Source organism: Paraburkholderia sp. SIMBA_053, assembly GCF_046534895.1.
GTDB lineage: Bacteria > Pseudomonadota > Gammaproteobacteria > Burkholderiales > Burkholderiaceae > Paraburkholderia > Paraburkholderia caledonica.
This window is the reverse complement of the sequence record NZ_JAWRXU010000007.1, coordinates 300,245-313,893: the sequence shown is the minus strand read 5'-3', so window position 1 is coordinate 313,893 and position 13,649 is coordinate 300,245. Positions and strand designations below refer to the sequence as shown.

The following is a 13,649-nucleotide window of genomic DNA, read 5'->3' as shown; positions in this document are numbered from 1 at the left end:
GCGTTCGGATGCCACCTCTTAAAGTTGAGGATGTCCAGTCTCAAGCGTCATATCGCAACGGGTGGCCATGAGCAGCCCGCCGTCGATCGCTACAAGGTCGTCGCGATCAAGCCGACGGTTGCGCACCTGCATCCGCGGCTACCTGAGAGTGCAATTCAGTGCGCTCATCACCTGGTCGATGGGGCAGGCATAGGTTTGGGTGCCGTTGCCGGCGTAGAGCAGACCGACGAGAGCATGATCTCTTTTCCTGACGATAGCGGAGCCCGAATCGCCATGATCCGAGAAGAGCGCTCCGTCCACGCCTTCGATGACGATGCTCTGCTGAAACCAGCAGGTCCCCATGCCGTAGCGGACCTGCGACACGGTGCCCACTTGCGTGACGATGCCGTGCGTCAGTGCCGTGGTGCGTCCAACCTTGTATACCTCGTCGCTCACGGCAGCCGTGCCCACGCCAATCGGTCCCGTCACTGCGCGCAGAGGCAGGTAGGTCTGCGAGGGCACCTGACCGGCCGCGACCGTGGCCGTGGCCGCATCAACGGTATTCAAGTGCACGTTGCCCTGGACCATGGATGCGCCCGCCGGACTCGGTGTCAATTTGACAAAATCCTCGAGGACACCCGCTAACATCGTATGCTGGAAGTTAACGCCCCCTGGCTGGAGTATGCGATCCTGTCCGATCACACCGCGATTCTCGCCAGCCAGCACATGATTGTTCGAAAGCATCGCAACGGAGCCGTTTGCCAGATTGACGAAACAGCCTAGCGTGCCGACGAACATGTAGCCCTTCGTGATCTCACCGGTGCGAACGTCGTCGTCATAGTTTTGAAGCTGGAGCCCACAGACCAGCGGCCTGTGAAATTGCTGCTCCTGCACGAGGCTACCGACGCCTGGACTTGCCGGCCCCGAGTGAGGCACGCGCGCGAGTCCGACTGGATCGTTAGGAGCGTTGATGTAGTGGACCGGGACGCCCTTGAGGTTCGTGAGCGGCCTTGGACTATGTGCGCCGCCAGCGAACGCCACGGCCTCAGAGGAATTACGCACCGCGAAGAAACCGACGTCGTCGCCGTTCTTTCCGACACCTACCGAGCGGACGCCTGGGTCGGCGTCGAATATCGTCCCTGCGGCCTCGAGTACCTGATCCAGAGCAACCTGCAAGTCGAGTGGCATGGCATCTCCTCGCAACGATATCGTCTGGGTGTGACCACCCACCGCTGCTGACTTTTAACTGCTCATTGCAAGGCGGTGTTTTGCGCGCGGCGGGGCTCGTGAACTCAACGCGCGACAGCGAGCGCCTGCGGTTCGACGTATCCGGTTTTCACGACGACAGGAACCGTTTCCCCATCTCGCTCGATGTGTTTCGGGAATCTTCCCGCGTCTTTTTCGACTTGCAGAATCAGCACGGCCTGCCTTCCGCCAGCGCTCTTGCCGACGCCGAGCGAATAAGGCCCCGTGTATCCGGCCAACACTTCCTGATGGACGTCCGGCTGTACCACCAAGCGCCCAAGCGCTTCGACTTCCATTACACCCTCCGACATGAACGGTCGTTCGAAATCTCCCGCAATCGGCTGCCAGGACCTGAAGATCCACTATGCGCAATCGTGCGATCTCAGTCAAGGAGCAAAAAATAGGCCCGATTTCATTCGACGAAAACAACTCCTCAAGCAAATACTTTACCGCGTTCCGCATCGAGGCGTTGTTCCCGGTCCATGCCGGCCACAGAGGTGCTTCAGATAGATCAGATCACGTTCGCCGGACCGTGAACGTGCACTAACCCACATATTTCGCGCCAGCGAACGCAGCAAGGACGGCCGGTAGAATCATTGGTATTGCGATCTTGTTCCGATACTAGTTCGAATCGAATAGCGCTGCGATGAACGAGGACGGCGTAATGTTCGTCACAGCAGGAAAGTACGTCGATGGTACGCCGCTGTACCGGATGGCTCACGCGCTCGCGCGCGCAGATATCGAAGTCGGACGTGGCACGTTGGCAAACTGGATCATCCGGCCCGCTGAACTGCATTACAGCCGGCTCTGCGAGGCACTGCGCAGGACGCTGCTGTCGCAGCCATTGATCCATGGCGACGAGACAACAGTGCAGGTGCTCAAGGAACCTGGCAAGGCCGCGCAGAGCACATCGTATATGTGGGTCTACCTTGCGACACGAGGTCGCTTGCAGAAGTTGTCCCTACTTCAACAGGAAGGGACCATCCATGTCACTGGATGAATCTACGGTTCTGAATCAAGTGCGAACCGGACAACGTAACGAAGCACCGCGAGGTGCGGGGTTCAATCGCGAGAGGCGTACCCTTCTGGCAGCCACGCGCCGGATGAGTGCTAGATAGTCGATATGGCGAACACAAGTAAATCTGCGATAAAGGTCGTAACACATGACAAGCAGAAGTGGCTACTACGCTTGAACCAAAAGGTAATGAAGGTGGGAGCGACGTCGGGTATATACGTCCTCGTGACCCATCCGCCCTCCGGCCAACAGCAGGCGCCTAAGTTGACGTACTTTTGCAAGCGGAACGTGGAAATCCCGTATCGCTCCCCTCGGGGACAGCAGATCGCAAGGTCTGCCCATGGCGGTGCGGGCGTAGGAACGAGGACAAAGCGAATGCCATTCTGTAATCGGATCGACACCCACCTTGCGCAACCTGATCCATTCGTCTGCCACTTCCCCCATGTTCCTCGGTGCTCCGCTTTTAATCCAGGCCATGAAGGAACGATCGAACCTGAATGTCTTACCGCACTCACTCGTCAGAAATCGACGAACGTTCTGCGTGTTCTTGTAAGTCTCGTCAATTTTGGTGGCCCGATTAATCGGGTCTCGGTGCCAGTCAAACTTCATTGAGCCTCCCCGTCTTCAAAGTTGCTGTAGAACAGACTAGCTATTGTTAGCGATCTGCGCCGCAGCGCGAGTGGCCGGTTTTGGCCCGAGGGAAGTCAATTTGAAGGCTGAACTGCTTACACTTCGCTCGTGACTGGCCGGCAAGGAATTCGGTAAACGACAGATTTGTACTTTGGTGTTACGCGGCTTTCCACAATTACACCGCCTAACGATTCGGCGATACGCCGGCTGGGGCGGTTCTCTTCGGCAACCGGATAGCTAAAGCTTGCACAGCCAATGGTTCTCGTTGCCCAGTGCGCAACAAGAGTTACGGCTTCGCGGCCAAAGCCATTTCGATGGCGATCTTCACGGATCCAGATGCCGAGTTCCGGGCTCTCAGTGCGTACGCGGTGGAGTCCGGTCAATCCAAGGAAACTCCCGTCAGCGCGTTGCCGTATCGCGAATACATAGTCTGACCCGTCGTCTATCGAAGGTAACCAGGAGCGCCAGACATCGTCAAAGTCATGCCGGGATGCCGGCGGCTCCCACGCCATGTGACGGGTGAGCGAAGGGGTGATGCATGCGAACGTGGCATCCGCGTCGTTGGCCGTGAACGGTTTGATCACGAGCCGGGGTGATTCAATCTGGATTTCTGTCGGTCGCAGCAGCATCTCAGGTTTTCCGTCGAGGTTTGTTTATGTTCACCAATTGTCGACGAATCAGAAACGTGTGTCGAACGGCTGTTCATGGCCGAACTTTGCTAGGTGCAGTCGGGCTTAATATTAATCTGGATGGGCTCAGCGCGCCGTTGTATTACGCGGCTCTTGACACAAGCTGGCTAACCGCCCTTGCGGCCGGAAACCCATTGCCTCGTATATTGTTCCGGCATAGTAGGTCTCATCTGCAACCATGATAAGCCGGTCCGACTGCCCGGCGGACAGCCTGATAACCTCGGTCACCAAGGTTTTGCAAACATTTCGGTTTCGATGCTGTGCCCCAGTAATAACTGTCTGGAAACGCCCAATGCCGTCAAGAAAGAACAGACCAAGACTTCCTACCTGCTCATCCTCGATAAAGGCCCCCCACCAGTTTCCTAGACCGCGTTCGATGAGGCTTCTGTAAGCCCTCTGTTGATGCGCCATGTAATGCTGTCAGGTAATGTCCATCGGATTTGGCATGTCGGCGAGTTGCATTCGGGACCAATCGTCCCATTCCTGCTCCATGGCAAACGGGCGCACCTTGACCAATGAATTGGTCGCAACTGGATTTATCTCAGCAGGATGGGCCACCAGCACCCGACGGACGGTCGCGTCGTAGCCTTGTTCCACGAATGCGTCGAGGGTCACCACGCTGTCGGCGCTTTCAAGCCACGCAAATGTCCGGTGTGCAATCAGCGGCGGTGTCCCGACGAGCCGGCCGAAGTCAAATGGCAAGGGCCACTCCCAACTATTACGGTGGGTATCCGATTCCGCGCCGTAACATGGCCGTAGGCAATACGCGGAGCGCCTGAACTCAGCGGGCGGACTAAAACTCGCGCTTTAGCTATTTGGTCGGACGGCAAATGCCGTCGATCGCAGCCTTTAGCTTCGGGGTTAATGCTGCTCGCACGGTGGCTTTGTCCTCGTCTTCCTTGGTGCAAGAATATAGAATCACTCGATTGAAACCTAAATCAAAAGGGAGATCGCTAATGCTGCCGAAGGCGGTGTTGCAGACCATGACGATGCCGTCGGGTCCAAGTACACTGAGTGCATAGCCAAGCTCGACCATCACATTGGAATTAGCCTGTTTTCCCGCGACCAAGGACACGTCGGCGATGAAAACATCACACTGCTTGATTTTCTCAAGGATCGTGTCGAAGATTTTCGGAGAGCCTGGCCGGCCGCTTGTGTCACTGTCGACCCGAAGCGAATCCTCGACATTCATTTCAGCGTTCAGAGCATCCACTGCCCTGTCAATGCAGGTACGAACGAGTCCTCTGTTGGTCGAGTTTGGCAAAGTCGATTGCCACGAGTAGAAGACAGTCCACGGCCCATTCTCCTTCACCCTAGGTATCGTTGTCTCGCGCTGATACCGTTCAAGAGCATTCTTTACGTATAAGACTGCGTCCGCATACTGCTGCTGCGCCCTCCCGCCGTTAAATGTTGAGGCGCCTTGCAATCCGAAAACGCTTTTCTTCAGGTTGAACAGTTCCGTTGACGGAACTGTTTGGCGCAGCTCTGGAATTAGCTCGCCTGCCGATAAGAGTGGCGCAACAATGGTCTGGAACGTGTTTGCTATCTGCAAGTTTTTATAGTCCGTTCCACCGTCGAAGCGTTTTAGATCGTTGATGGCGCGATCGCATAGCTCGATCAAACTTACCGCGTCTTGTGGAGTCATAGTTTTGAAGTTACGCAGGATATTTGAGTGTTGAATTATATGCTTTGCTGCAATCTCGGCTCATTCTGGCAGCGTGTCTTAACTAGGTTTCGTAGATCATCGACGCTCGTTGCTTGCTGCGTTTTGTCTATGACATCCGTCGTTGTATATGGCGCGATTGTTGAGTGAACTATAAATTCAGGTTTTTTTAAAGTTCAAAAAACTGAAGACCCATCGAAGTCCCCAAGGCGTACCAGATATCCTGCCAACGGACCATCACAAGGTCTGATCCCACAAAGCTGGTCTCATCATTTCCTCTCCGTAACAGCTTGCCACTGGCAAGGTACTCAAACTCCCAGTCGCCCATCTTCTCTCTCGAATAAGTCTGGGGTAATACTGACCGTAGAGGATCTATGTACACAGGATCATCTGCGACAAGATAGAAGTCATCGAAGAGATGTGAAAAATTGCGCATATGCTTCCCAAGTTCTATTGAATATAATTCTGAAGATATGCAGTTTATTCGCACATCTCCTTTTTCATACTCTCGCACTGAATTGTCAAGGTATAGTAGCTCGTCACCATCTTCGGAGCGATGAAACAAGAAGACAGTAATGAATGATTTTTCTTTCAGCCATTCAATCGCGTGAGGAATGAATTCATCAATTGGCGTCTTTGAAAGATTTTTATGAGGATGTAAATCCTGATAGAACGCGAGAGCCTTAGAACTTTCAAGACAAAAAAACGCGTAATCGATGTACATCACTCTATATTTACCCGGTGATCGCTGAACGCGCTCCCGGTACATCTCGCGAACCTCCGCGACGCACGCAGCCGGACTCCTATTCACCTCTCGACCGGTAAAGCGGACAATACTGTAACCCGCGCGGGTCAAATATCGCTGTCGGACAGCGTCTTTCTCCAGATCCTCTTTTGTGGAGTGATTTGCATGCCCGTCCAACTCGACGATCAGTCGAGCATCTTTCAACAGAAAATCGACTCGATAGCGGCTATGTTTTTTTGGGTCTCCAAACCACCTTTCACTTTCAATCGCGTTCGCTAAATCGCCTAGCTCTTTCTCAAATTTGGCCTCGATAAAAGACGGATTGCGATGTCTCCACCAAGCTGGCGGTGCTTCTGGCTGCCCCGGGTAGTTCATAAATCCTCGTTGTCATGTTCAATGTTGGCGCTCAATTTCCGCTATCTACTCAAAGCAAGCCTCTCTCGGCTCTCGTTTCCGATTAACTATGGTTGCCGCAAACTGGACAATGGTACTGCCCAAACTGCGTATGTAATATCCCACTGGCGCGCGGCAATAAAATTTTCTTGCTCGCGGTCTCAAAACATTTGATGCAGTAAGGCCCTTTTTCCGAAAATTTATGGCCGCCATCCATAGGCTCCGGTTGTTCGGATGTGCGAGTTTCAAGTTGCCTAGTCAATTCGGCGTTTTTCGTCATTATCTCCTTAAGACCGACCACCTCCAGCTTTGCATCCACTAGCTCGCTTTGCAACTCGGCAAGCAGCATCTTGATATCAGCGTCTTTGATCGTCTCGTTGAGATTGCGCAGCTTCTTCACTATTTCAAGCGAGAACTGAATTGTCGAGATTACATCGGCCATAGTAGATGTCAGGTTATGTCTTGGCTATTTCAAAAATTCGCGGCGAAAACAATGTTGTTTGATTTCCGCGCCGAATGTCTCAGGGGTCTTATGCAATGAACTTTCCTCGTACACCTCATGAAAATTCGGCATGCAATGACAAATGCGCAATGAACCATGTGAGAGCGATGCGCCTGGAAGCTTGTACGACATTGAGGTTAGGCATACTTTTTATTTTCGTCCGCATCGGCTTAGCCGAATCAGCGCTTGCGCAAACTTACCGGTCGGTACGACGGAGATTTAGCGTGCAATAGCGCTTTCGCTGACGATTGTCGCCGATCTTTGCGCTCGTGTCGAACGACCGAACTTGCCGTCGGCTTGTGCCCTATGCGGGCTGACACACAACGCCAGAATCATCCAATCAGCATCGGACGGAGTTCGGCCAAACAGAACTTCGCGACGACTATGTCAATGGCAACCTTTCGTAGCACAACGGACGTCTATGTGATCACCGCGAAGATCTCCGACGAGTCAGTTCGACCTTTAGTTCGCAGTCGCATGTGTCTCGCCTCCAACGAGGCGCTCAATCGACGATCTCCAATATGCTTAGAACGACAGGTTAGTATCATGCCCTGCCGTGGAGCTACATGTTCGCCCCTCGAACGCATCGCATGGAATATATGCCTTGGCTAGGTGAAGTGGCGCGTATCCGAATAACCAACAGGCGCGTCGAAAGCCGCGCACTTCGCGTTCTAGACTATGTAAGCCGACAACGGCTTTCTCGCGACGACTATCTAATCCTCGACGACGCACCAAAGGAGCTTGCGTCGCCCCCTGCTCTGATACCCCCGCTCGTCACCTGCGACTCGACGCGTGGCCTTGATGATCCACCGGTTATCGAACAAATTGGAAGATTTCTTCGCTAGCGGTGCGCTCAAAAGTGGTCTGCGGAAAATCTCATCGCTAATCCAGCTCGATAACCAATGACGGGTTGAAGTCTTCGTTCAGGTACTTTGGCGCATACCCACGCGGGTTACACAGGATGCGAGTGCCATTGATCTCGTAATCCATCGATTCGTGGATATGGCCGTGAATCCACAGGCGTACGTGCTCGCCCGACATCGAGTCCAGATCGCTCGCATATGCCGCACTCGTTACATCGCCCTCAAATTCACCCGGAATCGACCTCGCGGACGGTGCGTGATGCGTAATCACGACTGTCGACCCTGAAAACGGTTCAACCAGACGATTCTTGAGCCATGCGCGCGAGAGTTCATGCCTACGCAGCGTATCGCGAGGGTGCAACTTTCGATAGCTCCCAGCTTCCCGGCCACTGGCCGTGATCTTTCGGTAATCGGTCAAACCGAGGCGGATGGACTCAATTGCCGAAGGTAAGGACGTGTGCAAGCCGTAGAGTTTGAAATCCGTCCACATAGTGCACCTTAGGAAGCGCACGCCGTCGATAATTACCTGATCGTTTTCGAGAACATGAATATTCGTGCCTTTGGCGGCGTTACGCATCTCGCCAATGACCTTGTCGAAATGCCCACCATAGAACTCGTGATTGCCGGCGATCATCAAAACCGGCGTCCCAGGTATCGCCGGCGCCCATGTCTTGGTCCACTCGACACCGCGATGTCTGGTGCCGATATCACCTGCCAGTATGACCAGATCGACCGCAGCCAAAAGTGCCGGATCTGGTTTAAACGGCACAAACTCGTTGTGCAGGTCGGAATAAATCAGAATGTTCAAATTTTACTCCGTTCAGGCTAAGCACCGATCATGCGGGCAGTGCTGTTAAGGCAAGGAATAAGCTTCCCAAGTTCTTGCCATTGATTGCCGAACAACTTCACAACGTCGAGACCGGTGAACCCCTCTCTGATGGTTCTCTTGCCGGTATTGCGACGCAAATACAGTGGTGTCAACGTGCGAGAAGACGCCCAACGGCCAAACTCCGTGTGAGATCCTTCAGTCACCTGAACGTGAAACCAGTTCTGAAATGCGATCATTTGCTCTGCCACATCAAAGTCCAACGGGTCGCGAACATCGGTCGAGTAGGCGGCTCCGCACTTATTGCAGATTCCGACGCAACTATGCCGATCGTTGACGGAAATCTTCGCCGAAAAGCGCATTGTCAAGTCAAGCAGTTCTCCGCATACGAAGCAGCTGTCGATGAGCGCACATCGATGTCTTTCGCAAACGAAGGCGTATGCCAACCTCCAAAAATAGCGAAAATGAGGTACTCGATCTTCCGCCAGGCAGACTACACAGCATCGGTAAATCGGGCGACGAAGTCGCATATCATTCGTTAAGCAAAGGAAATCAGACTGCCCGAGGATGGTCGACTTCAAATCCGATGCACGGGCAATCGACTCTGGGTCGTGCATTGTGACGCGCGCGATTCTATCGAGCACCTCTTGCTCAAGAATGGCAAAATCCAAGCTACTGGATGGCCCTGCAAAGCCCCACAGTTGCATAATGGTGGTTGGCGCGACGTCGTGTCGCTCGGCAACCCGTCCAACCCAGCTGCTTAGCAGTTCGTTTCCTATAAGTTTAGGACATGAGAACAGGCGCCGGCCTTCTGCTGACTTAATTAGTCTGGCAGTAGGTATAAGTTGAGCCTTCGTCCCACCGAGGTACCTGTAAGAGAATTGGCTCAAAACTCTATCTCCAGTTGAGAACTCAAGGATCTTAGCGATCCGGTACGACCTGCCCGCCTGAGAAGGTCGCGTGTCTGTTGCTGGAAAATTCGACGCATGCACAGCGGATCGCATTCAAGCGTAATGTGATAGATCCTGTCTCGCACGAACCGCAGGATTCTTTCGGCCTCACAGTTGGTCTCTCTCAGTCTTGAAACAAATAGCTGTTCGAGCCCGGTTACGAAATTTTCCGGCCAATCTTCCAACATGTGGAAACCGCGGTCCGCATGTATCCGTGCAGTTGGCAACGGAACTCCTGCTCGACCGCGACATATCTTTTCGTCAATTAGCGCAGGCAAACTGACCGCGAGAAACCAGAGCGTCTGAAGCGCCGTGTTAGGGTGTACGAGAGAAATTGTCGCGTAAGCACGATTGGTCGCCCTCGTCTGCGCACCCGGTGAGAGTCTGGTCCGGGCAACGCAGTCGCTGAGGCTCGCTGAGATATACAATCTGCCGCTTGTAGCCAGCGTTTCGCGCGCGTGGCGCATATCGAATCCACAATGGCAGCGGGTCATGCTCTGTCGTGACCATACGAGTAAACGCCTGCATTCTGGGCACCGATCAATAAGATCACACTGGTGCTCAACGCAGCAAGTGTAAAGCGAGATATCCCATGTATCTCGCGAATAGCCACCGTCCTGCAGACACCGAGGACATATCGCTTTGCAAGGGCCTGACATGTGCGGCTTGGCTATTACCCAAGAAGGTCCAAGCCTGCACTCGGGTATGGGTCCGTGCTGCTTTCGCCAGAATCCAGAAAGTCCCCATATGTCGTCTGGTTCGGCGCGGCAATAGGCGGCGAACTGCGTCGACCTGTCAAGTTGCGGTTGAGCACACTCTCCGAAGACACTTCGCATGATTCGCTCGGGCGAGTGTCCTGCGTTCGCTTCAGCGAGGCGGATGACGTAACCTCCCAGTGACTCATCTGTCCGAGGTGCCAACGCGAAAAACAATCGTGTATTCGGGTCAACCATGTCACCTCGCACCTGGGAGCGAATTCATCGATAGCCTACGGCTCGCTTCCCTGAAATGGTCCTCCGTCAAGCTAACTGCCTTATCATGGGCCGCGACCTTGACGCACTCACTTAGCAACAACTTCAATCGCCGAAGGTTTCCCAACGTTACCGAGTGCAGAAAAGCGGCGACCGGCGCACTGTTCAGTTGACATGGCTTTCCCATAGGAAGCGCGCGGTCTAGCACCCTGAGCAATTTGAGCCATTCGTCGCCGGGAATGTAAGTGGGTAGAGACACCTTTCCCGGCCAGCGACTGTTTAACTGCCCATCGTCGGCGAATAAGTTTCCCAGACCGGGTTTCCCCGCCCAGACGATAGGAATATGACACTGGTCGTAAAACTCTTTGGCATAGTCTCCCAGTCCGCCGGCCAGACGATCCCGATTTCGGCGGGAGCCCGATGCGGGAATCATGTGGTGTGCTTCATCAACGAGGATCACACGCGTCCCGCATTGCCGCAAAGCGTCACATAAAATCTGTGTGCGTTTTTCGCCCTTTGCTGCGGATGCTTTCAAGGCGTGACCGAGAAATTCAAGCAAACCTAGGTCAAAGTCATCTACAGTCGGCATCGCGCCAAGCCGCACCCTCGCTACGGGGCAGAACTCCGTCAACAACGTTGCAGCACGAGGGTAGCGCGCGGAGATAGCATCGAAAATGAACGTCTTTCCGGCGCCACCATCACCGGTTATACACAGTCCGCCTGGCTGTGATACGGCTCCCGTACGCTGCATTAGTGCTTCGATTGACTCTGTCGCTTGTACGAACGCTTGAGTATCCAGTTCAACGTTCAACACGAATTCCGCACGCTCATGCGGTGGCGCTTCAAGGACGGCCTCACGGGCTGCGGCTGGCGAGACAACAGCGAGACGTTCGTCTGGAAGAGGAGGTTGAAACAGGCTTTTTGTGGCCCCCCCGTCGCGCGGCGCCTTGAAATCAGAGATATTCAATTTCGCCGATTCGGTAGGGCTAGCACATGCCAGTCGATCTTTCATCTCACCCTCCATGTCAGTTCGCTAACATCCGTAATCGGCGCAGCGAATGACGGCGCCTCGCTGATCGAAGCGGCATCCTTCTTGAACGGCGTCCACACGGATCGATCCTCGCCCCGGATCACTGCGTTTGAATCAATCTGAGCTATTCTGGCAAGATGAGCTTTGGAAGCGCCGCGTTTCGACAGTAGTTCGTCCCCAATCGAATTCTGGATCGACTCACGTGCGCGTATCAGATGGTCAATGGGATTTTTTTTATCGAGTGCCTGTCCTGTTATGCGCCGTATGTACTGATGCTGAAAAAGACTTAGCCCATCGGCATAATCGGGACGAGTGTTAGGCACCGCAATGTATCGCTTGTCACGCGGATCTAGAACATTGATGTAGCCGACATTATCCTGGGAGACGACATATTGAACTATGGTTCCGGGGCCCACTTCTTTCATGAGATCGTGTAGGTAGTGATCCGCGAATGTCATCCATTTGAATCGTACGCCCTCGTGGGATAACCTTCCCGTGTGAGTCTCGCCGAGAATGATGTCGAGTGCATCGAGGTTGTGCGGTAGGGCCGGGGGCGCAACGACAATCCCATCATTCCAAAGATCGATGGGTCTCGCCTGCTTGCGTTGGTTCGGGAAAATATTGTGGAAGTCGGCCACCCATTTGTGCAGCAGGTAGACAAAGGCTGAAAATCGAACTACGGCGTGCAATTTGGAGTCGTAGTCTCCGCGCTCGGAAAGACTTCGGAAGGTTCTTCCTGGCAGTAGCTCGAGTAGCGTTGTCTCGAATGTTCCAAAAAATCGTTCGATGGAACCTTTGTGCCAAGGGGTATGTCGTTCGCAATATTGATACTCTGCACCGAGTTCCCGAATGGCCACGCGATACATCAAAGCCAGAAAATCGGATCCCCTATCGCTCACGTATGTTTGACCCAACCCGAACGAGGGCCACGCGTTTTCGATTTCCGGCCACCGCCGCATTACGGCCTCGTGAGATTGCAGAGAATGTTTAATCGCGCCGAAGGTGCTTTGTAGACTCGGGGGTGAGAAACTGACGAAGAGTCCAAGTACCACCCCCGAGTAGCGATCCTTGATGACAGTAATCCAGGGACGCCCCAGCGGTAAATTTGCGTGATCGTCAATCACATAGAGATTCACCGGTGAATGGTCTATTTCAACATAGTCCAATGGGTGGTCGCCGGGCAAATGCCCTTCAATCATGTTGAAACGGTGTCGCGCGTACTCGGCGCCGTAGCGCGCTTCCACTACGTCGTATTTCGACAGATCACCGACTCGCCGTACATAGGTACGATAAGAGATAGGTTGCAGCTGTTTAATGTTTTCTCCGACCCGATTCCGGTTTTCTTTCTTTATCTCATTGACGTACCGCAGGTGAGCAGATCTGAATGATGGTCGACCTAAAACTAGGTAATGATCCTGGATCGAGCATTGTATGATTTGTTCATGTACCCGCCCAGTCGACTTTCTACGACTTCGATTGACAAATCCGCTCGAAACAGATGCGATATCGAACCCTGACAGCTCGTACTTTCGCATCCACTTACCGAAAGTCGATGGGGCGGGCGGTCCCATCGGATCACTGATCTCTTTCGCGATCTCTTCTAGCGCAGTTTTTAACTGCGTCCGTTGCCCGCGTGTTATCCATCTCTGGCGAATACCTGCGATGTAAAGACCTTTCCTGTCAACGTCTGCTTGCCATTTCTCCGGCATTCCAACGACTGGCATTTCGGTCGCGTCTGCTGGTGCGACATCATTTTCGTCGTACACCAAGGAGGTGGCCGAACTGAACGCTTCCACAACCTTTATCGCGCGAGAGTTGAATTCCTCCCAAAACTGCAATTCCGTCAGAGCGCAGAGTTCACAACTTACCAAATCTCTGAAATAGATGCTCCCGGCACTGCGCGTAACGTATTCGAGATGGGCAGTTCGACGAACGATGACAAGGCCCTTGCAAAGAAAGGATGATTTCATTTCTCAAGTTTTCCTTCGCCATATAAAAGACATTGGACGCGGCGATTGACAGAACGCGGCAGCGTTACCCGGCCCGATCAATGATGGATCTGGCTCACTCACGAAGTGGCACTCCAATTTCCTTTTGAGAAAACTTTCGCGAGGAAAGCGAGGTGACTTTATTCGGTCTATCGGCGTC

14 protein-coding genes and 1 pseudogene are annotated in these 13,649 nt (G+C 53.6%); 1 reads left to right on the top strand and 14 read right to left on the bottom strand.

The features are described 5' to 3' along the window. Positions 1 to 138 precede the first annotated feature (138 nt). Both SB753_RS22505 and SB753_RS22500 read right to left on the bottom strand, forming a co-directional pair. Entirely contained in the window at positions 139 to 1,167 is a 1,029-nt protein-coding gene (locus SB753_RS22505) for a hypothetical protein (RefSeq protein WP_410801894.1), read from the bottom strand. A 104-nt stretch (positions 1,168 to 1,271) separates the two neighbouring features. Beyond that, on the bottom strand, positions 1,272 to 1,535 hold the full coding sequence (locus SB753_RS22500; RefSeq protein ID WP_410801892.1) for a hypothetical protein: 264 nt from the start codon (positions 1,533 to 1,535) through the stop codon (positions 1,272 to 1,274). Positions 1,536 to 1,894: 359 nt separating this feature from the next. On the opposite strand from SB753_RS22500, the pseudogene SB753_RS22495 reads away from it, so the two are divergent. Further along, a pseudogene (locus tag SB753_RS22495) lies at positions 1,895 to 2,152 on the top strand (IS66 family transposase); the annotation flags it as partial. 255 nt (positions 2,153 to 2,407) lie between these two features. On the opposite strand, the gene SB753_RS22490 reads toward SB753_RS22495, so the two are convergent. The 12 genes from SB753_RS22490 to SB753_RS22435 all read right to left on the bottom strand — a co-directional run bounded on the left by SB753_RS22490 (position 2,408) and on the right by SB753_RS22435 (position 13,471). Continuing rightward, positions 2,408 to 2,848: a DUF6434 domain-containing protein gene (locus SB753_RS22490; RefSeq protein ID WP_410801890.1), complete on the bottom strand. Its 441-nt coding sequence runs from the start codon at positions 2,846 to 2,848 to the stop codon at positions 2,408 to 2,410. A 116-nt stretch (positions 2,849 to 2,964) separates the two neighbouring features. Next, entirely contained in the window at positions 2,965 to 3,498 is a 534-nt protein-coding gene (locus SB753_RS22485) for a GNAT family N-acetyltransferase (RefSeq protein ID WP_410801888.1), read from the bottom strand. Between the two features lie 126 nt (positions 3,499 to 3,624). Then, positions 3,625 to 3,969, bottom strand: coding sequence for a hypothetical protein (locus tag SB753_RS22480; protein ID WP_410801887.1), 345 nt, complete (start codon positions 3,967 to 3,969; stop codon positions 3,625 to 3,627). A gap of 9 nt (positions 3,970 to 3,978) precedes the next feature. Further along, the gene (locus SB753_RS22475; RefSeq protein WP_410801885.1) at positions 3,979 to 4,260 is read right to left on the bottom strand and encodes a hypothetical protein; all 282 of its coding nucleotides are present in this window, start codon (positions 4,258 to 4,260) and stop codon (positions 3,979 to 3,981) included. A gap of 109 nt (positions 4,261 to 4,369) precedes the next feature. Next, positions 4,370 to 5,203 (bottom strand): hypothetical protein, encoded by an 834-nt coding sequence (locus SB753_RS22470; RefSeq protein ID WP_410801883.1) that lies wholly within the window; start codon positions 5,201 to 5,203, stop codon positions 4,370 to 4,372. 187 nt (positions 5,204 to 5,390) lie between these two features. Continuing rightward, positions 5,391 to 6,341, bottom strand: a complete 951-nt coding sequence (locus SB753_RS22465; RefSeq protein ID WP_410801881.1) for an endonuclease domain-containing protein — start codon at positions 6,339 to 6,341, stop codon at positions 5,391 to 5,393. Positions 6,342 to 6,423: 82 nt separating this feature from the next. Beyond that, positions 6,424 to 6,801, bottom strand: a complete 378-nt coding sequence (locus tag SB753_RS22460) for a hypothetical protein (protein ID WP_410801880.1) — start codon at positions 6,799 to 6,801, stop codon at positions 6,424 to 6,426. 942 nt (positions 6,802 to 7,743) lie between these two features. Beyond that, positions 7,744 to 8,532 (bottom strand): metallophosphoesterase, encoded by a 789-nt coding sequence (locus SB753_RS22455; RefSeq protein ID WP_410801878.1) that lies wholly within the window; start codon positions 8,530 to 8,532, stop codon positions 7,744 to 7,746. 17 nt (positions 8,533 to 8,549) lie between these two features. Beyond that, on the bottom strand, positions 8,550 to 9,554 hold the full coding sequence (locus SB753_RS22450; RefSeq protein WP_410801876.1) for a TniQ family protein: 1,005 nt from the start codon (positions 9,552 to 9,554) through the stop codon (positions 8,550 to 8,552). Beyond that, positions 9,437 to 10,453: a TniQ family protein gene (locus tag SB753_RS22445; protein WP_410801874.1), complete on the bottom strand. Its 1,017-nt coding sequence runs from the start codon at positions 10,451 to 10,453 to the stop codon at positions 9,437 to 9,439. Before SB753_RS22445 ends, SB753_RS22450 begins: the two co-directional genes overlap by 118 nt. A 1-nt stretch (position 10,454) precedes the next feature. Next, complete coding sequence (locus SB753_RS22440; protein WP_410801872.1) at positions 10,455 to 11,483, bottom strand: TniB family NTP-binding protein; 1,029 nt, start codon at positions 11,481 to 11,483, stop codon at positions 10,455 to 10,457. Then, positions 11,480 to 13,471 carry a transposase gene (locus SB753_RS22435; protein WP_410801870.1) on the bottom strand — a complete coding sequence of 664 codons (1,992 nt, stop codon included), beginning with the start codon at positions 13,469 to 13,471 and terminating at the stop codon, positions 11,480 to 11,482. The genes SB753_RS22440 and SB753_RS22435 overlap by 4 nt, the downstream gene beginning before the upstream one ends. Positions 13,472 to 13,649: the final 178 nt, after the last annotated feature.

Coding starts and splice junctions, on each gene's coding strand:
- SB753_RS22505 (WP_410801894.1), bottom strand. CDS start 1,167: ATGCCACTCGACTTGCAGGTTGCTCTGGATCAGGTACTCGAGGCCGCA.
- SB753_RS22500 (WP_410801892.1), bottom strand. CDS start 1,535: ATGTCGGAGGGTGTAATGGAAGTCGAAGCGCTTGGGCGCTTGGTGGTA.
- SB753_RS22490 (WP_410801890.1), bottom strand. CDS start 2,848: ATGAAGTTTGACTGGCACCGAGACCCGATTAATCGGGCCACCAAAATT.
- SB753_RS22485 (WP_410801888.1), bottom strand. CDS start 3,498: ATGCTGCTGCGACCGACAGAAATCCAGATTGAATCACCCCGGCTCGTG.
- SB753_RS22480 (WP_410801887.1), bottom strand. CDS start 3,969: ATGGCGCATCAACAGAGGGCTTACAGAAGCCTCATCGAACGCGGTCTA.
- SB753_RS22470 (WP_410801883.1), bottom strand. CDS start 5,203: ATGACTCCACAAGACGCGGTAAGTTTGATCGAGCTATGCGATCGCGCC.
- SB753_RS22465 (WP_410801881.1), bottom strand. CDS start 6,341: ATGAACTACCCGGGGCAGCCAGAAGCACCGCCAGCTTGGTGGAGACAT.
- SB753_RS22460 (WP_410801880.1), bottom strand. CDS start 6,801: ATGGCCGATGTAATCTCGACAATTCAGTTCTCGCTTGAAATAGTGAAG.
- SB753_RS22450 (WP_410801876.1), bottom strand. CDS start 9,554: ATGCGATCCGCTGTGCATGCGTCGAATTTTCCAGCAACAGACACGCGA.
- SB753_RS22445 (WP_410801874.1), bottom strand. CDS start 10,453: ATGGTTGACCCGAATACACGATTGTTTTTCGCGTTGGCACCTCGGACA.
- SB753_RS22440 (WP_410801872.1), bottom strand. CDS start 11,483: ATGAAAGATCGACTGGCATGTGCTAGCCCTACCGAATCGGCGAAATTG.
- SB753_RS22435 (WP_410801870.1), bottom strand. CDS start 13,471: ATGAAATCATCCTTTCTTTGCAAGGGCCTTGTCATCGTTCGTCGAACT.